General features: G+C 71.9%; 9 protein-coding genes. 1 reads left to right on the forward strand and 8 read right to left on the reverse strand.

All coding sequences use genetic code 11. From position 1 onward, the window contains the following. Nucleotides 1-312: 312 nt before the first annotated feature. Nucleotides 313-3,081 carry a DNA polymerase I gene (polA, locus tag AB3X08_RS21580; protein ID WP_369935071.1) on the reverse strand — a complete coding sequence of 923 codons (2,769 nt, stop codon included), beginning with the start codon at nt 3,079-3,081 and terminating at the stop codon, nt 313-315. Between the two features lie 613 nt (nt 3,082-3,694). Here polA and AB3X08_RS21585 point away from each other — a divergent pair. Next, nucleotides 3,695-3,982: a DUF2782 domain-containing protein gene (locus tag AB3X08_RS21585; RefSeq protein ID WP_369935073.1), complete on the forward strand. Its 288-nt coding sequence runs from the start codon at nt 3,695-3,697 to the stop codon at nt 3,980-3,982. A 292-nt stretch (nt 3,983-4,274) separates the two neighbouring features. Here AB3X08_RS21585 and tssA read toward each other — a convergent pair whose 3' ends face one another. From tssA to tagF, 7 genes are all read right to left on the reverse strand, one after another. Then, nucleotides 4,275-5,327, reverse strand: coding sequence for a type VI secretion system protein TssA (gene tssA, locus AB3X08_RS21590; RefSeq protein WP_369935074.1), 1,053 nt, complete (start codon nt 5,325-5,327; stop codon nt 4,275-4,277). An 80-nt stretch (nt 5,328-5,407) separates the two neighbouring features. Next, nucleotides 5,408-11,968 carry a beta strand repeat-containing protein gene (locus tag AB3X08_RS21595; protein ID WP_369935075.1) on the reverse strand — a complete coding sequence of 2,187 codons (6,561 nt, stop codon included), beginning with the start codon at nt 11,966-11,968 and terminating at the stop codon, nt 5,408-5,410. An 11-nt stretch (nt 11,969-11,979) separates the two neighbouring features. Continuing rightward, nucleotides 11,980-13,677, reverse strand: a complete 1,698-nt coding sequence (locus AB3X08_RS21600; RefSeq protein WP_369938602.1) for a ShlB/FhaC/HecB family hemolysin secretion/activation protein — start codon at nt 13,675-13,677, stop codon at nt 11,980-11,982. Beyond that, nucleotides 13,674-14,147 carry a hypothetical protein gene (locus AB3X08_RS21605; RefSeq protein WP_369935076.1) on the reverse strand — a complete coding sequence of 158 codons (474 nt, stop codon included), beginning with the start codon at nt 14,145-14,147 and terminating at the stop codon, nt 13,674-13,676. The genes AB3X08_RS21600 and AB3X08_RS21605 overlap by 4 nt, the downstream gene beginning before the upstream one ends. Then, a complete protein-coding gene (locus tag AB3X08_RS21610; RefSeq protein WP_369935077.1) occupies nt 14,144-17,782 on the reverse strand; it encodes a protein kinase domain-containing protein in 3,639 nt (1,212 codons plus the stop codon). Before AB3X08_RS21610 ends, AB3X08_RS21605 begins: the two co-directional genes overlap by 4 nt. 5 nt (nt 17,783-17,787) lie before the next feature. Continuing rightward, nucleotides 17,788-18,516 carry a PP2C family protein-serine/threonine phosphatase gene (locus AB3X08_RS21615; RefSeq protein WP_369935079.1) on the reverse strand — a complete coding sequence of 243 codons (729 nt, stop codon included), beginning with the start codon at nt 18,514-18,516 and terminating at the stop codon, nt 17,788-17,790. Beyond that, nucleotides 18,516-19,100, reverse strand: coding sequence for a type VI secretion system-associated protein TagF (gene tagF, locus AB3X08_RS21620; protein ID WP_369935081.1), 585 nt, complete (start codon nt 19,098-19,100; stop codon nt 18,516-18,518). The genes AB3X08_RS21615 and tagF overlap by 1 nt, the downstream gene beginning before the upstream one ends.

Below are 19,100 nucleotides of genomic sequence, written 5' to 3' on the forward strand. Positions count from 1 at the left end.
CCAGCACCGGTGCGCGATCGCGCCGATCCGCTGCGCGAGCAACGACAGGAGCACAACGTAGACAGTTGCGCTGCGATGCCCCGGCCGGCCCGGCGCCAAGCCGCGCGCCTCGAGTAAAGGCGTTCAGGCGTGCCGCACCATTACCAGCGCGGCCCGATCACCCCTCCTCGCGCCTGCGAATCGGGCCGCTCACGGCAGTGCGCACCCATTCCTGTTCACCACACCAAGCCCCGGCCACTGGCCGGCCGGGACTTCCCATTCCCGATTCCCGATTCCCGATTCCCGATTCCCGATTCTCCATTCCTGCTCAGGCTAATGCGCCTCGTCCCAGTTGTCGCCGACGCCGCTGTCCACCACCAGCGGCACCTTCAGTTCGGCGGCGCCGGCCATCAGCCGGGTCACCTCGGGCAGCAAGGTGTCGACGAAGTCGGCATCGGCCTCGAACACCAGTTCGTCGTGCACCTGCAGGATCATCAGCGCGCGCGCGCGGTGCTGCTCCAGCCAGGCGTCCACGCTGACCATGGCGCGCTTGATGATGTCCGCGGCGGTGCCCTGCATCGGCGCGTTGATCGCGGCGCGCTCGGCGCCGGCGCGCAGGCCCTGCTGCTTGGCGTTGATGTCGTTCAGGTACAGGCGGCGGCCGAACAGGGTCTCCACGTAGCCCTGGGTGCGTGCCTGCTCGCGCATGCGCTCCATGAAGTCGCGCACCGCCGGGTAGCGGCTGAAGTACAGCGCCACGTAGTCCTGCGCTTCGCCGCGGCCGATGCCCAGGTTGCGGGCCAGGCCGAAGGCACTCATGCCGTACATCAGGCCGAAGTTGATCGCCTTGGCGGCGCGGCGCTCGTTGCCGGTGACCTCCTCCAGCTTGCGCCCGAACACCTCGGCGGCGGTGGCGCGGTGCACGTCCACGCCGCTGCCGAAGGCGCGCAGCAGGCCCGGGTCCTCGGACAGGTGGGCCATGATCCGCAGCTCGATCTGCGAGTAATCGCATGCGATCAGCTTGCGCCCGGGCGGGGCGACGAAGGCGCGGCGGATGCGGCGGCCGTCGTCGGTGCGGATCGGGATGTTCTGCAGGTTCGGATCGGCCGAGGACAGCCGCCCGGTGGCGGCGCCGGCCTGGTGGTAGCTGGTGTGCACGCGGCCGGTGTCGGGATTGACCATCTCCGGCAGCTTGTCGGTGTAGGTGCTGCGCAGCTTGGCCAGGCCACGGTATTCCAGGATCACCCGCGGCAGCTCGTGCTGCTCGGCGATCGCCTCCAGCGCCTCTTCGTTGGTGCTGGGCTGGCCCTTGGGGGTCTTCAACAGCGCCGGCAGCTTCAGTTCGTCGAACAGCACCGCCTGCAGCTGCTTGGGCGAGTCCAGGTTGAAGGTGCGCCCGGCCAGCGCGGTGGCCTTCTGCTGTGCGGCCAGCATGCGCTGGCTCAGGTCCTGGCTCTGCCTGCGCAGTTCGGCCATGTCCACACTGACGCCGTTGGCCTCGATCCGCGCCAGCACCGGCACCAGCGGCATCTCGATCTCGCGGTAGACCCGCGCCAGCGCCGGTTCGGCGTCCAGCTGTGCGGACAGCGCACGGTGCAGGCGCAGGGTGATGTCGGCGTCCTCGGCGGCGTAGCCGGTGGCGTCGTCGATGGCCACCTGCGAGAACGCGATCTGCTTGGCGCCCTTGCCGGCCACGTCCTCGTACTTGACCGTGTCGTAGCCCAGGTAGCGCCGCGCCAGCGAATCCATGTCGTGGCGGCTGGCAGTGGAATTGAGCACGAAGCTCTCCAGCATGGTGTCGTCGGCGTAGCCGCGCACGTCCACGCCGTGGCGGCGCAGCACGTGCAGGTCGTACTTGCCGTGCTGGCCGATCTTGGGCTTGGCCGGGTTCTCCAGCAGCGGCTTCAGCGCCGCCAGCGCCAGGGTCCGGTCCAGCTGTACCGGCGCGCCGGGATAGTCGTGGCCCAGCGGCAGGTAGTCGGCGCGGCCGGGCTCGATCGCGAAGCTGAGCCCGACCAGGTTGGCGCGCATCGCGTCCAGCGCGTCGGTCTCGGTATCGAAGGCGAAGCCGGGGGCGGCGCGCAGGCGCTGCAGCAGGTGTTCGAACTGCTCCGGGGTGGTGATCGCGGTGTAGTCGCCCTTGGCGGCCAGCGCCGGGTCCAGGCTGTCGTCGATCGGCGCGGCGGCGCGAGCATAGCCGGCGGCGGTGCCGCGCAGGCTGGGGGCGACCTCGGCGGCGCCGGCCGGAGCGGCCACGCCGCCGTCCAGGTCGCGCAGCGCCTGGGTGAAGCCGTAGCGCTGGTACAGCCCGCGCAGCAGCTCCGGGTCCTGCTCGCGCAGGGCCAGCGTGCGCGGGCCGCCGGGCAGCGCCACGTCGGTCTTGATCGTGACCAGTTCGCGGTTCAGCGGCAGCCGCGCCAGCGCCGCGCGCAGGTTGTCGCCGATCTTGCCCTTGATCGCGTCGGCACTGGCCATGACCCCGTCCAGCGAGCCGTATTCGGCCAGCCATTTGGCCGCGGTCTTGGGGCCGCACTTGTCCACGCCCGGCACGTTGTCGATGGCATCGCCCATCAGCGCCAGCAGATCGACGATCTGGCTCGGCCACACGCCGAACTTCTCCATCACCGCCGCGTCGGAGTCCATTCGGCTGCCGCTCATGGTGTTGACCAGCTGCACGCCGGGGCGCACCAGCTGGGCGAAGTCCTTGTCGCCGGTGGAAATGGTCACGTCCAGGCCATCGCCGGCGCCCTGCAGGGCCAGGGTGCCGATCACGTCGTCGGCCTCGACCCCGCTCTCGCGCAGGATGGTGATGCCCAGCGCATGCACGATCTGGCACATCGGCTCGATCTGCGCGCGCAACTCGTCGGGCATCGGCGGGCGGTTGGCCTTGTACTGCGGGTACAGGTCGTCGCGGAAGGTCTTGCCGGGCGCATCGACCACGAAGGCGACGTACTCGGGGCGCTCCTTCAGCGTGGCGCGCAACATGTTGACCACACCGAACAGCGCGCCGGTGGGCTCGCCGGCGGGGTTGGTCAGCGGAGGAAGCGCGTGGAACGCGCGATACAGGTAACTGGACCCGTCGATCAGGACTAATCGGCTCATCGGGCAATTCTACGCTGCGCCTGGGTCGGGACCGGGGATGGGACCAGGAGCCCCTCTCCCACCGGGAGAGGGGGTGGGGTGAGGGTCCGGCGCGAAAGCGTCTCGCGGCGTTTGGGTGCACGAGGCTTCGCCCGAACCCTCATCCGCCCCTGCGGGGCACCTTCTCCCGACGGGAGAAGGGAACGGCACTAGCCCCTCTCCCATCGGGAGAGGGGTTGGGGTGAGGTTACGGCGCGAAAGCGACTCGCGGCGTTTGGGTGCACGAGGCTTCGCCCGTACCCTCATCCGCCCCTTCGGGGCACCTTCTCCCGATGGGAGAAGGAACAGCCGACTAGCCCCTCTCCCCCCGGGAGAGGGGTTGGGGTGAGGGTACGGCGCGAAAGCGTCTCGCGGACTTTTGAGTACACGAGGCTGCGCCCGTACCCTCATCCGCCCCTGCGGGGCACCGTCCCCCGAAAAAGGGCAATGGTCCCGGTGGGAGGAACAGATACTGGTCCCTCTCCCATCAAGGGAGGGATGGGATGGCGCGCCACGTGCATCCTGCCGTCGCGCGCCGAATGCGGCCGCTCGGCGCATAATCCGTGGCGACGACTTCGCTGTGGAGAATGCTGCAATGAAAGCCCTGATGCTGGTTCCACTGTTGCTGCTGGCGGGCTGCGCCTCGACCGGGATCGGGCCCGACGGTCCACCGGTGGACGTCCGCGGCGCGGACGTGACCCACCGCACGATGGACAACGGCGACACCGTGGACGAGTACCGCGTCTCCGGCCAGCTGCGCGCGGTCAAGGTGACCCCGGCCAACGCCCCGGCCTACTACCTGTACGACCAGAACGGCGATGGGCACATGGACGGCAACAAGGACAACGTGTCGCCGGTGTATTGGAAGTTGTATAGCTGGTGAGGCTGGATCGGGAAGGCGTGGCCCGGCGCCTGCCGAGCATCACCGCCGGGTGAGGCAGGCGGCCTCGGGCGTCGGCGCGAACGGAGGCCTGGCGGGCTTTCGGAGACTGGGCGTGTCGCGACTGAAGCCGCTCCTACAGTGCACTTGGCAGGCACGCCGCAGGCCCTTGTGGGAGCGGCTTCAGTCGCGACGCATGAAGCCGGAAGCATCCCGCCACTTCGGCACAGGCCGAAACGCCCTGCGGCGGGCACGCTGGCAGCTACCGCACCGGCAGCCGGCAGCGGGCGCCGGCTCAGGCGTCCTCGTCGCGGACGCCTGCCACGTGCTGCAGTTCGCTGACGCCGGCCGGGGCCAGTTCCTTGAGCAGGTCCAGGAAGTTGCGCCCGACCAGGCGCTGCGCGCGGCGCAACAGCAGCGGCACCGGGCTGGAAGGTTCGTGGCTGGCGTAGTAGGCGCAGATCTCGTCGAGCCGGCGCATCACGTCGTCGGGGCTGGCGATGCGGGCATTGCCGCCGCCGGCTCCAGCAGGCGCGGCGGTGCCGCCCTCGCCGTCGGCCGGCGTCTCGCCCGCCGCGTCGCCTTCCGCGGCGCCGCCGTTGCGCGCGGTCCACTGCGGCAGCAGGAAGCGCTCCAGGTCGCGCAGGTCGCCGAGCAGCGGCTTAAGGTCCGGCGCGGCGCTGCCGATGCGCTCGGCGAACAGCGCATCCACCTCGCGCGCCAGTTGCTGCGCGCGCTGCACCGCGGCCACGGTTTCCCCTAGCGCTTCCAGCGAGCAGTCCAGGCAGCAGGCCTCGATCTCGGCCAGCGACGGCACGCTGTCGCCGGGGTTGGCCGGCTTCACGCTGCCGTTGGCCAGGCGCAGGTCGCGCAGGCTGAAGCGGCCCAGCCGCGGCGATTGCACGAACGCGGTGGTGCGCAGCGCGCCGAGCAGCCCCAGCGGATCGCCCAGCGCGACCACCGCGTTGACCCGCGCGGTCGGGTCGTCGTCGTCCTCTGCATCCAGCTGCGGATGCACGCTGTCCCAGCGCTGCGCCAGCAACGCGTGCACCAGGGCCAGGCCGTCGGCCCAGCCGGGCAGGCCGCGCAGGCGCAGCCAGGCCGCGCTCAAATGGATCGCCACGCGCAGGTCGTGGCTGCGGCGGAACAGCGCCAGCGCCAGGGTCTGCACCTTGTCCCAGTCCGGCTCCTCGGCGGCGATCACGCTGTCGCCGACCGCGCGCTCGGCCTTGTTCGCCGCGGCGCGGTCCAGCGCCAGGAAGTCGGGGTCGTATTCCAGGTCCGGGCCGGACGCCGCGTCGTCGGCGATCGGCGCCAGCAGCGTCTCCAGGGTCTGTTCGGTACTCATGCGCAATCACTCCGGGGCGGATGCGGCCGGCGTGGCATTGGCGCACGCCGGCAGGGAAACGGGACGGCGGCGCGGTGCGCTTATTCCTGCGCGCACTGCGCGTCCGGATCGTCGGCGTCGCAGGCCGGCTGCTGGTCGGCCGGCAGGCGCAGGCCCGGCTTGACCAGGCCGAACGCGCGGTAGTTGGCGTCGGCCGCGCTCAGGTCCACGTAGGCGATGGTGCGGTTGCTGGAACTCTGCGCGCGGCTGGCGAATGCCGAGGTCGGCACATTGATGCCCGACTCGCCGTCCACGCCGAGCAGGCTGCCGTCGGCGGCGAGCGCGTAGAAGTACGCCGGCGGCATGCCGATCGCCGCCACGGTCTGGTTGCTCACGCCCAACACGTAGATCGGATTGGCGGCGGTGCCGATGCGGCCGCTGGCCGAGAAGGTGCCGGCGCCGTCGTACAACCAGGTGGTGTCGGCCTGCAGCAGGTCGCCGAGCACCGCCAGGTACAGCGCCGAGGTGCCGGCGTCGACGGTGTAGGCGCTGCCGTTGAGCGCGGACAGGGTCAGGCTCTGGCCATTGGTCAGGCTGAAGCCGCCGGGCGAGGAAAAATCGCCGAGGGTGCCGATGCGGTTGTCGATCGCGGCGCCGGCCGCGCCCAGCCGGGTGCTGCCGCCGACCTTGCCGCTCAGCGTGTCGGCGCTGATGCGGCCGCCGCCGGTTTCGCTCAGGTCGCCGCCGGCCTGCAGCCATACGCCCTGCCCGCCGATGGCGCCGTCGATCGCCAGGTCGCCGCCCGCGTCCAGGCGCAGCGCACCGGCGACCGCGACCGGACCGGCCACGCGCAGGTCGCCCAGCGTGCGCAGGCTCAGCTGGGTCGCGCTGAACGCGCCGAGCGCGGCGATGGCGTTGGCGCCGGTCAGGCTGGTGGCGCCGCTGGAACTGCCGCTCAGCGACGCGGCAGTCAGCGTGCCGGCGGTCTGCGCGATCGCGCCGCCGCTGCGCAGTTGCAGCGCGCCGCCGCTGCTCACGTCGTGGCCCAGGCCCAGGTCGCCGCCGGCGCTCAAACCGATGCTGCTGCCGCGCAACGCGCCGGCCGTGCGCAGCGCGCCGGCCGCGCTCAGCGCCAGGCTGCCGCTGGCCTGCGCCGCCACGCTCAGATCGTTGCGATCGGCGATGGCGATGTCGCCGCCGCTGGCCTGCAGCGCGCCCTGGAAATCGTTGCCGGCATCGGTCAGCGCGATCGCGCCGCTGCCGGCATCCAGCGTGGTGGTGCCGGCGACGGTCAGCGCGCCGCGCTGGCCGATGCCGCCGCCGCTCGCCGCCGGCGTGGCGGCACTGGCGGTGACGATGGCGGAGCTGGTGCCGCCGCCAGCATCGCTGCGCGCGACCAGGTCGCCGCCGATGCTGCCCTGGCCCAGCGACAAGGCGCCGCCGCTGGTCACGTTCAGCGCGGCGACCGCCACGCTGCCCAGCGACAGGGCATTGCGGTCGCGCAGGGTGGTGGCGCCGCCGGCGAGATTCACGGCGCCCTGGAAATCGTTGCCGGCGGTATCCAGTTCGATCGCGCCGCCGCCGCTGTCGATCGTGGTGGTACCGCCCACCTGCAACGGGCCGCGCTGGCTCACCGTGCCGCCGCCGCTGGCCGCGACCAGATCGCCGGCGATGCTGCCTCCGCCCAGGTTCAGCGCGCCATGGCTGGCCACGTCCAGCGACCCCAGCGACAGCGTGCCCAGCGACAGCGCGTTGGCGTCGCGGATGCGCGCGGCGCCGCCGCTGAGCGCGAGCAGGCCCTGGAAATCGTTGCCGGCGTCATCGAGCGTGATCGCGCCGCTGCCAGTGGCGATCGCGGTATCGCCGGTCACCTGCAAGGCGCCGTTCTGGCTCAGCGCGCCGCTGCTGGTGAGCTGTAACGCGGTGGCAGTCGAGGCGCCCAGGGTCAGCGCGCCGAGCGCGTCGATGCGCACGGCACCGCCGCCGAACGCCAGCGTGCCGGCGAAGCGGTTGGCCTGGTCCAGCGTGATCGCGCCGCTGCCGGCCGTCAGGCTCGTTGCGCCGCCGATGTCGAGCGCGCCGCGCTGACCGATCGCGGCGTTGCCGCTGTCGGCCAGCAAGGCGCCACGCACGCTGCCGCTGCCCAGGTTCAGCGCGCCGCCGCTGCGCACCGCCAGGCTGTCGACCGACAGCGTGCCCAGGCTCAGCGCACCGCTGTCGCGCAGTCGCACCGCGCCGCCGGCGATATCCACCGTGCCGATGAAATGGTTGCCGGCGCCGGTCAGCGTGATGTCGCCGCTGCCGGCGGCCAGGGTGCTGCTGCCGCCCACCGTCAACGCGCCGCCCGACTGCAGGATCGCCGCGTTGTCGGTGCTCAGCTGAAGATCGCCGGTCGCGGCGACGTCGTCGGTCAGGGTCAGGCCGCTGCCGCCGCTCAGGGTCAGGGTGTGGCCGCTCAGCGCGCCGCCCAGGCGCAGGGTGCCGTGGCGGGCGACCAGGCTCAGGTCGGCGCTGCCGGTGTCGATCGCGCCGCCCGGCAGGTCCAGCGAACCGTCGGCGAGCAGCGACAGCGCGTTGTTGCCGGTGTGGACCGCGGCGATGCGCAGGTCGTTGCGGTCGGCGAGCTGGATGCCGCTGCCGCTGAGATCGACCGCGCCGACGAAGTCGTTGCTGGCATTGGCGAGCGTGATCGAACCATTGCCGGCATCGAGCGTGCTGGTGCCGGCGACGGTGAGCGGGTTGCTGGCGGATTGGGTGATGGCGCCGCCGTTGCTGGTCGCCGTCAACGCGCCGCCGACCGTGCCGCTGCCCAGGTGCAGAGCGCCATTGCTGGTCGCAGTGAGGGCGCCGGTAGCGAGCGTGCCGAGCGTCAGCGCATTGCTGTCGGTGATTGCAGTGGTGCCGCCGGTCAGGCTCACGGTCTGCCCGAAGTGGTTGCCGGCACGGTCCAGGGCGATCGCGCCGCTGCCGGCGTTGACGCTGCTGGTCCCGGTCACCGCGATTGCGCCGCCGCTCTGTGCGATCGCATTGTCGGCCGCGGTCAACGCTAGCGTGCCGGTCGCGGTGACGTCGTGCGCCAGGGTGATGCCGGCGTCGCCGCTCAGGCTCACGTTGTGCCCGGACAACGCCGCCGTGGGCGTCAGGGAATTGCCGCTGTGCAGAAACAGGTCGGCGCTGCCGGTATCGATCGCGCTGCCCGGCAGTGCCAGCGTGCCGCCCGCGCTCAACGACAACGCGCTGTTGCTGCCCAGGGTCAACGCGGCGATGGTCAGGCCGTTGACGTCGGCCAGGGCGATGCCGCTGCCGGTCAGCGACACCGCGCCACCGAAATCGTTGGCGGCGCGTTGCAGGGTGATCGAGCCGGTGCCGGCGTTGAGATTGCTGGTGCCGGTGACGCCGAGTGCATTAGTCGTGGACTGTGTGATCGCGCCGCCGTTGCTGGTCGCAATCAAGGCACCGTTGATCGTGCCGCTGCCCAGGTCCAGAGCGCCATTGCTGGTCGCGGTAAGGGCGCCGGTGGCGAGTGTGCCGAGCGTCAGCGCGTTGCTGTCGGTGATCGCGGTGGTGCCGCCGGCCAGGTTCACGGCCTGCCCGAAGTGGTTGCCGGCACGGTCCAGGGCGATCGCGCCGCTGCCGGCGTTGACGCTGCTGGTGCCGGTGACGCCGAGCGCGTTGGTGGCGGACTGGGTGATCGCGCCGCCGTTGCTGGTAGCAATCAAGGCGCCGTTGATCGTGCCGCTACCCAGGTTCAAGGCGCCGTTGCTGGCCGCGGTGAGAGCACCGGTGGCCAGCGTGCCCAGGGTCAGCGCGCCGCTGTCGGTGATCGCCGTGGTGCCGCCGGTCAGGCTCACGGCCTGCCCGAAGTGGTTGCCGGCACGGTCCAGGGCGATCGCGCCGCTGCCGGCGTTGACGCTGCTGGTGCCGGTCACCGCGATTGCGCCGCCGCTCTGTGCGATCGCATTGTCGGCCGCGGTCAACGCCAGCGTGCCGGTCGCGGAGACGTCGTGCGCCAGGGTGATGCCGGCGTCGCCGCTCAGGCTCACGTTGTGTCCGGACAACGCCGCCGTGGGCGCCAGGGCATTGCCGCTGTGCAGAAACAGATCGGCGCTGCCGGTATCGATCGCGCTGCCCGGCAGCGCCAGCGTGCCGCCCGCGCTCAACGACAACGCGCTGTTGCTGCCCAGGGTCAACGCGGCGATGGTCAGGCCGTTGACGTCGGCCAGGGCGATGCCGCTGCCGGTCAGCGACACCGCGCCACCAAAATCGTTGGCGGCGCGTTGCAGGGTGATCGAGCCGGTGCCGGCGTTGAGATTGCTGGTGCCGGTGACGCCGAGTGCATTAGTCGTGGACTGTGTGATCGCGCCGCCGTTGCTGGTCGCAATCAAGGCACCGTTGATCGTGCCGCTGCCCAGGTCCAGAGCGCCATTGCTGGTCGCGGTAAGGGCACCGGTGGCGAGTGTGCCGAGCGTCAGCGCATTGCTGTCGGTGATTGCAGTGGTGCCACCGGTCAGGCTCACGGTCTGCCCGAAGTGGTTGCCGGCACGGTCCAGGGCGATCGCGCCGCTACCGGCGTTGACGCTGCTGGTGCCGGTAACGCCGAGCGCGTTGGTGGTGGACTGGGTGATCGCGCCGCCGTTGCTGGTCGCAGTCAAGGCGCCGTTGATCGTGCCGCTACCCAGGTTCAAGGCGCCGTTGCTGGCCGCGGTGAGCGCGCCGGTGGCGAGCGTGCCCAGGGTCAGCGCGCCGCTGTCGGTGATCGCCGTGGTGCCGCCGGTCAGGCTCACGGCCTGCCCGAAGTGGTTGCCGGCACGGTCCAGGGCGATCGCGCCGCTGCCGGCATTGACGCTGCTGGTGCCGGTCACCGTGACTGCGCCGCCGCTCTGTGCGATCGCATTGTCGGCCGCGGTCAGCGCCAGCGTGCCGGTCGCGGTGACGTCGTGCGCCAGGGTGATGCCGGCGTCGCCGCTCAGGCTCACGTTGTGCCCGGACAACGCCGCCGTGGGCGTCAGGGCATTGCCGCTGTGCAGAAACAGATCGGCGCTGCCGGTATCGATCGCTGTGCCCGGCAGCGCCAGCGTGCCGCCCGCGCTCAACGACAACGCGCTGTTGCTGCCCAGGGTCAACGCGGCGATGGTCAGGCCGTTGACGTCGGCCAGGGCGATCCCGCTGCCGGTCAGCGACACCGCGCCACCGAAATCGTTGGCGGCGCGTTGCAGGGTGATCGAGCCGGTGCCGGCGTTGAGATTGCTGGTGCCGGTGACGCCGAGTGCGTTGGTGGAGGACTGGCTGATCGCGCCGCCGTTGCTGGTCGCAATCAATGCGCCGGTCACCGTGCCGCTGCCCAGGTTCAAGGCGCCGTTGCTGGTCGCGGTGAGGTTGCCGGTAGCAAGCGCCCCCAGGGTCAGCGCACCGCTGTCGACGATCGTGGTGGTGCCGCTGCCCAGGTCGACCGCCTGCCCGAAGTCGTTGCCGGCGTTGTCCAGCGTCAGCGCCTGGCTGCCCAGCGAGAAGCTGCTGCTGCCCCCCACCGTCAGCGGGCCGGACTGGGTCAGGCCGATGGCGTTGGACAGGCCCAGGTTGCCGCTCACGTCCAGCGTCCCGAGTGTGGCGATGTGGTTGCTGCCGCTGAAGCTGGCGTTGCCGCCGATGCTGCCGCCCAGGATGCCGGCGGTGTAGGTGCCGCTCTGTTGCACGCTGCGGTCGGTGCTGATGCTGATCGCGCCGCTGCCCACGTCAATGCTGCCGCTGCCGCCGATGCCGGTCTGGCCGGCGCCGTTGGCGACCAGCGACACGCTGCCGTCGCTGCCGCTGCTGAGGGCGGCGGCGGTGATGGTGCCGCTGTTGTTGATCAACTGGTCGAACAGGCCCTGCGCGGCGCGCGCCTGCAGCGTGATGATGCCTCCGGGCGCGCTGAGGGTGCCGCTGTTGTCCACCGCCAGCGTGTCCAGTTGCAGTTGCAGGGCCTTGTCGACGACGACGCCGAAGCCGCCGCTTTCGAAGGTGAGGGTGACCTTGTCGGCGCCGACCAGGTTGATGTTGCCGGCGCTGGCGGTGATGGTGCCGCTGTTGATCACCTTGCCGCCGATCAGGTCGACCGCGCCGGCCGCGGCATTGATGGTGCCGCTGTTGGACATCAGCGCGACCGTGCTGCCGCCGGCATCGAGCGTGTCGTTGCCGTTGATGAAATTGGCGGCGCTGGTGCCCAGGGTGCTGGCCACCAGCCCACCGACGTTGATCTGCGCGCTGCTGCCGAAGATGATGCCGTTGGTGTTGATCAGGAACACCTGGCCGTTGGCGTTGAGGTCGCCGAAGATCTGCGTGGGATTGCCGCCCTGGATCAGGTTGAGCACCGCGGCGTTGGCAGACGGCTGGTTGAACGTCACCGAGGCCACCGAGCCGATGTCGAACGTGGACCAGGTCAGCGCCATCCGGCTGGAGGTCTGGTCGATGGTCAGGTTCGGGCCGCTGGCCGGATTGAGGGTGCCGGTGCCGCCGACGATGCTGCCGCCGGTCGGCAGCTGGGTGCTCGCCACCTGCGCCGCCGCGATGCCGGGCGCGGCGGCGCCGAGCGCGAGCGCCAGAGCCAGCGCGAGCGGCGAATGGCGCAACGCGCAGCGGCGTGCGGCACGGGTGGCGAGCGAAGCCTGGGCGATGGCGGACATGAGCGGATTCCTCAGAAGGTGAAACCGAAACGCGAATAGAAACGGACGTCGCGTCCGTCGGACGCATCGCGCCCGCCGGTCGGCTTGGCGGCGCTGAGCCGCAGTTCGAAGTTCTTCCATTGCGGCACGCGCATGGTGACGCCGGCACCGACGCCATCGAAGGTCTGCACCGCCGGCGCCAGCACGCGGTTGCCGCCGGCCGGATAGACCCGCGCATGGTCGGCGAACACGTCCAGTTCCAGCACTTCGCGCCACGGCCGGCCGTTGAACGGCGAAGCGGCGTCGGCGAAACCGGGCGCATCAACGTGGTACTCCAGCGCGGCGTAGTAGCCGCGGTCGCCGAGCGCATCGGACACGGGGTAGGCGCGCACGCTGTCCGGCCCGCCGACCGCGAACTGTTCCATCGGGGTCAGCGCGTCCTCGCTGTACTGGCCGTTGAGCTTGAGGTACAGGCGCTGGGTGCGGCTGAGGTACTGCATGCGCGTATAGCTCAGCCGCGCGATGCTGAAGTGGCTGTCGTGTTCCGGGCTGACCAGATCCGGCGTGGCCGAGCGGTCCTGCAGCGACTGGCGCAGGCTCAGCTGCAGCAGGTCGATGCCGCGCCAGCGCAGGTCGGTGCGGCGCAGCGCGGTGCTCAGTTCGACCACGTCGAATTTCTGGTCGGACAGCTGCACGCCGGCGGCGCTGAGTCGCGACTGCTCGCGCAGGTAGCGCGCCGAGGCCTGCCACTGCAGGTTTTCGCGATTGACGAATTTCCAGTCGCTGCCGAGGTAGACCACCGAGGTCGGCCCTTGCAGGCCGAGCGAGGCGAATACGCCGTTGCGCACTTCCAGTTCGCTGCGGCTGGCGCCGAGCACCGCGCCGAACCCGGGCAGCGCCGGCACCGGCAGTGCGTAGGACAGCGCGCCGATCCGGCTCTGCCGCGGGTCCAGCGAATAGGCGTAGTTGGCGGCGAGCACGTCGCCCAGGCCGAGCGGGCTGTTCCAGGTCAGGCCGAGCTGGGCGCGGTAGCGGCCGGTCAGCTCGGTGCCGTAGTTGTTGCCGCCGAGGCTGATGGCGTACGGCCGCGGCGCCTCGCTGGCGACCAGCAGCACGTCGGTCTCGCCTTCGCGCTGGCCCGGCTGCAGCACCGAGGACACCGACACGCCCGGCAGGTCGCGCACGTACAGCAGCGCGCTGTCCACGTCCTGCTTGCGCAACGGGCGGCCCTGCAATGCCTGCAGCGGCGCGGCCAGGGTGCTGGCGCGGTAACGCGACGCACCCTTGACCTCGACCTGGCCGACACGGCCTTCGAGCACGCGGATCTCCACGATCCGCTCCGGCCCCGGCGTCTGCGCCGGCAGGTAGGCGGTGCTGACGATGAAGCCGGACAGGCGGTAGGCGCGGGTGATGGCGTCGGCCACCGCCTGCAGTTGCTCGAAACGCAGGGCCACCTCCGGCTGGCCCTGCGCCAAGGCCTGGAATTGCGCATCGGCCAGCGCCTGCACGCTGGCCGGGGTGATGCCGGCCTTGGCGTGCTCGCCGACGTCGCGCACGCGGAAGCCGCGGACCTGCAAGGTCACCGCGCTGCCGTCGCGATCCTTCAGCGGCGGCAGCGCGGCGCTGGCGCCGCTGGCCGCGGTGCCGCTCTCGGCGGCGGCAGGCGGCAGTTGCGCCCACGCCGGAACGGCAGCGAGCCACACGGACACGGCCGCGGCCAGACACGTCATACGCATGCGATTTCCCCTGGAGCGATTCCCTGTCGTGCAGCGGCACTGCCCGAGGTCGCCGCACGGGCCGCGCCCAAGGCAGCGGGACGGTGGAGCGACGTGACGACATCGGCCGATGCTTTCGAATGCCTCGCGAACGCGGGCATTGCGCCGGCGAAGAGTAGCAGCATTAATGCGAACAGCGTCGCAAAAACAAGCGCGGCCAACAAACGTCTACGCCGGCGCACAGGCGCGTCGGCGAACAGCAACGGCAGCGGCTCGGCCTGCACGCCTGCATGCGCCGGCAGCGGCGCCGCCGTGACGGTCGGCCGCAGCGCATTGCGATGGGTCACGCCCTGCCCGACATCGCGCACCGAGGCCAGCACGTTGCGCCGGCGCGCGCGGTATTCATCGCGGCCGATACGGCCATGCTGATAGGCCTCGGCAAGCGCGTGCAGGTGCGCGTTGGCCAGTTGCTGGGCCTCGTTCATGGCAACTCCCGCAGCACGCGCAGGCCCACGTCCGGCTGCGCCGATCCGTTGTCGGCGCGCCGCGCCTGCACCGTGCAATCGGCCCAGTAGCTGGCGAAACTGCCGCCGCGCGCCTGCACCCCGGCGCCGCTGGACACCCACTCCCAGACGTTGCCGGTGACATTGATCAGTCCCCACGGATTGGGTTCGCGGCCGCGCGGCGGCAACGGTGCGCGGCTGGCGTCGCCGGCGCTGGCGGTGGGCGGCACGCAATTGCTGTCCTCGGCCTGGCGCCAGTCGCTGCCGGCCTGCGCGGCGTGCTGCCATTCGGCATCGGTGGGCAGGCGGTAGCGCCAGCCGCCGCTGGCGATGGTCAGCCAGCGCAGGTAGGCGCGGGCCTGGGTCAGGCTGATGTTGCGCACCGGCGCGCGCGCCAGTTCGGCGTCGCCGGCCGGTTGCGCGGTGCACTTGCCGGTGGCCTGGCAGAACAGGTTGAAATCGGCCACCGCCACCTCCGCGCGCGACAGCGCGTAGGGCTTGCCGCCGGCCAGGCCGGGCACCACCACCAACATCGGCCCGCGCTGCGCGCCGAGCGCGTCGAAGCAGGGCTTGCCGCGGCCGGGCGCGGCGGCGGCGCAGGGATCCGGACCGGTCGGCACCGGCGGCAACGGTTCCTCGTCGCTCACCGGGCCGGCGGCAGGCGCGCGCGCGGTGGCCGCGGGCATGGGCGCCGGTTTTGTGGCCGGCTTGCCGCTCGCCGGCTTGCGCGGCGCGTCCTTGGCGGCCGGCTCGGCCGCCGCGGCCGGCGCCGGCGCCAGTGCGTCGGAACTGGGCGCATCGCTGCCGGCATGGCGCTGCAGGCGCGCGGCGAGCGTGCCTTCGGGCAGTTGCCCGCGCGCCTTCAGATCGGCTTCCAGCTGCGCCATCGCCTGCGCATCGCTGCGGTACAGCGCCTCCAGGCGCTGGCCCAGCTGCTGCCGCGCGGCAGCGGGCAACGCCTGCGCGTTGGCGTCCATCACTTCCGCGACGACGGCGTAGCGAGCCTGCGCGGCGCGCAGTTCGGCGCGCTCGCCGAGCGCGGCCACCCCCTGGCCAAGCACGTCGGCGGCCTGGCGGTAGCGGCCCTGGCGGAATGCGCCGGCGGCGTTGCCGAGATAGACCCCGGCCAGCAGCTGCGGCGCTTCCTTCTGCAGGAACGGGTGTTGCGGCTGTAGGCTGCCGATGCGCGCCAGCGCCTGGCGCGCCTTGTCCAGATCGTTGGCGGCCGCGGCGCGGCGCATCGATTCGATCCGCGAGCTCACTTCGGCCTCGGCGCTCTCGCGCGCCAGCATCGTCTGCAGCTGTTGTTGCAGGGTCTGCAGGCGTTCGCGCTGGGCCAGCAGTTGCGGCGCCTGCGGCGCCTGGGTCAGGCCGAACTGGACCAGCGCCTGCGCGCCCGGCAACTGCAGCGGATCGCTCTGCGGCGCGACCGCCGCGGCGATCGCCGCGGCCAGCGCCGCATCCTGCGCATCGCGCTCGGCCGCCGGCAGGACCGCCAGCGCCGCCTCGACATCGTCCTGCCAGTCCAGTGCGGCCGACGGCGCGGCCAGCAATGCCGCCAGCGCCTTGCGCGCCTGCGCCGCGTCGTGCAACGCCGGCACCGCCGGCTGGCCGGCATGGTGCTGCGCCAGGTCCAGCTGCGCGCCGCGCAACTGCAGCCGCAGCGAATCGGGCAGCGCCGCGCGCGCCTGCTGCAGGCGGGTGCGCGCCTGCGCCCACTGCTGCGCGTCGGCCGACTGCTGGATCGCCGCGTCCAGGCGCAGCTCCAGTTCCGGGTGGCGCAGCAGGGCGCTGTTCGGATCGATGCGCCGCACCTGGTCCAGCGTGGCCAGCGCGTTGTCGGCCCGGTCGCGGAAGATGGCGCCGGCGGCGATCTGCGCATTGAGCGTGGTGTCGAGCGCGTTGAGGCGTTCGTTCTTCTCCCGCTCCATCGCTTCGCGGCGCGCGTCCAGCGCCGGCGAATACAGCCGCAGCCGGTCGCGCAAGGCGAACACCTGCAGCGCGCCGCGGTAGTCGTAGCGCCCGCTGGCCGGATTCCACAGCGTGTCCAGGCGCCGCAGCAGGAAATCCTGGATCAGGTCGCCGCGGTCCACCAGCAGGCGCCGGCGGTCGTCGTCGTCGAGGCTGGCCAGCGCCTGCATGGCCTGGGTCTCGTCGACGTAGCGTTGCGGATCGGCCGCGCCGAAGCGCGCGGTGACCTGCTCCACATGGCGCTGGTGCAGATAGCGCGACGCGCCCCAGCCGCCGGCGCCGGCCAGCACCAGCGCCGCGCTGCCGTAGCCGAGCAGCGGCAGTGCGCGCTCGCGCAGCGGCACCTCGCGCAGGCCTTCCAGCAGCGCCTCCACCTTGCTCAGGCGCTGCGCGGCGGGAAACGCCACCGCCGCGCACAGGGTCTGGTACTGGCGCCTGGTCAGGCCCGGCACCGGCGGCGGCACGCGCTTGTCGCGCAATGCCACTTCGGCGCTGAGCTTGTCGAAGGGGTGCTTGCCGGTGAGCAGTTCGAAGCACACGCAGCCCAGCGCGTAGATGTCGTCGGCGGGCGTGGGTTCCTGGCCGCGGATCATCTCCAGGCTGGCGTAGGCCGGGGTCAGCGCGCCGAGCGTGGCCGCGTCGAACACGGTCTGCTCGCCGGCCACGTCGGCCGCGTGCTTGCCGGCGCGGGCGATGCCGAAGTCGAACACCTTGGCCACGCCGTCGCGGGTGACCATCACGTTGCCGGGCTTGAAGTCCGAATGCACCACGCCGGCCGCATGCGCGCGCGCCAACGCACGCGCCATGCCCTCGATCAGCGGCCGCGCGCGCGCCAGCGGCATGCCGTTGTAGGCCTGCTCGCGGATCAGCGTCTTCAGGTCGCAGCCGTCGATGTACTCCATGGTCATGAAGACCAGGGTGCGGTCCTTGTCGAAGTCGTAGACGCGCACGATGTTGTCGTGGGCCAGTTTCTGCGAGCGCCGCGCCTCGCGCTGCAGCGCCACCAGCGAATCGGGATGGCGGCGGAACTCGTCGCTGAGCACCTTCACCGCCAGCCACGGGTCGCGATCGCGCGCTTCGACCTTGCGTTCGTCGCGCGCCAGGTAGACCACGCCCATGCCGCCGCGACCGAGTTCGCGTTCCAGGTAGAAACGGCCCTTCAGCAGCGTGCCGACCGTGGCGTAATCGCCGCCGGCGGCATCGGCCAGGCGCTGCCAGCTGGACAGGCTGGCGGTGCCCGCGGTGCCGGTCACGCCGCCGGTGCCGGTGGCCCCGGTGCGGTCGGCAGCGGACTGCGGCAGCGGCATGGCCGGCTGCACGCGGGTGGCGTCGTCCTCGACCGCAGCCGGCGGCGGCGCAGCGCGGCGCGGCATCACCACGGTGGCGTCGTCGTCGATCGGCGCGGGCGCAGGCGCCGTGCCGGCGTCCGCGCGCAAGGCATCGAGGCGGCTCACCAGCGTGGTCACGGTGACGTCGTCGAACACCTGCTGCCGGCGCAGCTGCCACAGCGTTTCCACCCCGGCGCGGTAATCGGCCTCGGGCACGGCGCTGCGTTTGGCCAATGCGTCGAGCACGGCCTTCAGGTCCAGCTCGCCGGTGCGCATCGCGGCGACCAGTTCGACGACGGTAGCGGTCTCTTCATGCACGTCCTTCACTCCTGCAGGCGGACGACGACGGCGGTGACGTTGTCGCGCGCCGCCCGGCCCATCGCCAATTCGAACAACCGCGTCAGCAGCGCCTGCGGCTCGCCATGCAGGCGGCACGCGGCATCCAGCTCCGGGTCGGGGATTTCCTTGTTGATGCCATCGCTGCACAGCAGGAACTGCGCACCGGGCGCGCTCGGCGCCAGCACCCAGTCCACGAACAGCGGTTCCTGCGCACCGACCGCGCGGGTCAGCACGCCGGCGTTGGCGGCCGGCTCGGCGCTGGCGCCGGCCTGCGCGAACTGGGTGGCGTCGTCCTTGACCCCGTGCACGTGGTCGCGGGTGAGCTGGCGCAGCGGCCCGCCGAGACGGCCGTAGCCGCGGCTGTCGCCGACCCAGCCGTACAGCATGAAGTCCGGGTCGTGCACCAGCAGCACCACGGTGGAGGCGATCATGTCGACCTGGCGCTGCGCGGCGCAGTGCAGCAGCTCGGTGTTGATCTGCGCCAGCACGTCCTCGATCGCCTCGATGAAATCGCACACGTCGGCCGCGCGCGGCAGCGCCGCCAGGCGCTCGACGATCAGGCCGCTGGCGTAGTCGCCGGCCGCATGTCCGCCGAGTCCGTCGGCGACCACCCACAGCCCGGCATCGTCGCGCAGCAGCAGCGCGTCCTCGTTGTGGCGGCGCACCTTGCCCACTTCGGTATGCCCGGCCGAGCGGTAGTGGCGTGCGGCCATCAGCGTGCGGCCTCCGGCAATGCCGACGCGGCCGGCGCCAGCCAGCCCAGGTAGTCGTGCGCGGACAACAGGCCGACGCTGTGCTGCACCACGCCGTCGCCGCTCCACCACAACGCCTGCCCGGCCAGCGCGCGCGGCGCGTTGGGAATGGCGGTGGCGTCCGGATCCGGCGCCAGTGCCTGCAGCTGCGCGTCGAATACCTCCACGCCCAGGGTGCGATCGGCCAGCGCCTGGCCGAGCAGCGTGGCCGCTCGCGCATACCAGCCGCGTTCCGGCGCGGTGCCCCGCGCCAGCGGCAGCGCGATCGCCAGCGGGAAGCAGCGGCCGACGCGGTCCTCGCCCGGCCCCAGCACGCCGGCCCAGGCCACCTCGCCGCACAGGCCGCTGCCCAGCACGAACGCATGCAGGCCGCTGCCGCGATAGGCCGCTGCCCACTGCGTGCCGAGCTGCTCGCGCGCACCGGCGATCAGCTGCGAGAAGTGCCGGTCCCACGGCTCGACGAATGCCGGCGGCAGCCGCCGCTGCACGAAGTCGCCGGCGCTGGGCAGCTTGCCGAAGAATCCGGGCAATGCCGTCGGCTGCAT

The organism is Xanthomonas sp. DAR 34887, from assembly GCF_041245805.1.
In the GTDB taxonomy this organism is placed as follows: domain Bacteria; phylum Pseudomonadota; class Gammaproteobacteria; order Xanthomonadales; family Xanthomonadaceae; genus Xanthomonas_A; species Xanthomonas_A tesorieronis.